The organism is Nonomuraea insulae, from assembly GCF_042656245.1.
This window is the reverse complement of record NZ_JBHSPA010000141.1, coordinates 1-1,070: the sequence shown is the minus strand read 5'-3', so window position 1 is coordinate 1,070 and position 1,070 is coordinate 1. Positions and strand designations below refer to the sequence as shown.

General features: G+C 57.4%; 1 rRNA gene. It reads left to right on the top strand.

Annotated elements, in window-relative coordinates:
• Nucleotides 1-1,070 (top strand): 23S ribosomal RNA (locus tag ACFPZ3_RS70090); the annotation flags it as partial.

The following is a 1,070-nucleotide window of genomic DNA, read 5'->3' as shown; positions in this document are numbered from 1 at the left end:
ACAGGTCCGTGCGAAGTCGTAAGACGATGTATACGGACTGACGCCTGCCCGGTGCCGGAACGTTAAGGGGACCGCTTAGTCACACTTAGTGTGGCGAAGGTGAGAACTTAAGCGCCGGTAAACGGCGGTGGTAACTATAACCATCCTAAGGTAGCGAAATTCCTTGTCGGGTAAGTTCCGACCTGCACGAATGGCGTAACGACTTCCCCGCTGTCTCAACCGCAGACCCGGCGAAATTGCACTACGAGTAAAGATGCTCGTTACGCGCAGCAGGACGGAAAGACCCCGGGACCTTCACTACAGCTTGACATTGGCGTTTGGAACGTCTTGTGTAGGATAGGTGGGAGACTGGGAAGCTCGGACGCTAGTTCGGGTGGAGTCATTGGTGAAATACCACTCTGGTCGTTTTGAACGTCTAACTCTGGTCCGTGATCCGGATCGGGGACAGTGTCTGGTGGGTAGTTTAACTGGGGCGGTTGCCTCCTAAAGAGTAACGGAGGCGCCCAAAGGTTCCCTCAGCCTGGTTGGCAATCAGGTGTCGAGTGTAAGTGCACAAGGGAGCTTGACTGTGAGACTGACGGGTCGAGCAGGAGCGAAAGCTGGGACTAGTGATCCGGCATCGGCATGTGGAAGCGGTGTCGCTCAACGGCTAAAAGGTACCCCGGGGATAACAGGCTGATCTTCCCCAAGAGTCCATATCGACGGGATGGTTTGGCACCTCGATGTCGGCTCGTCGCATCCTGGGGCTGGAGTAGGTCCCAAGGGTTGGGCTGTTCGCCCATTAAAGCGGTACGCGAGCTGGGTTTAGAACGTCGCGAGACAGTTCGGTCCCTATCCGCTGCGCGCGCAGGAGACTTGAAAGGAGCTGTCCCTAGTACGAGAGGACCGGGACGGACGAACCTCTGGTGTGCCAGTTGTACCGCCAGGTGCACGGCTGGTTGGCTACGTTCGGAAGGGATAACCGCTGAAAGCATCTAAGCGGGAAGCTCGCCTTGAGATGAGGTCTCCCTCCACGAGGGTGGGTAAGGCCCCCGGTAGACGACCGGGTTGATAGGCCGGAGGTGGAAGCA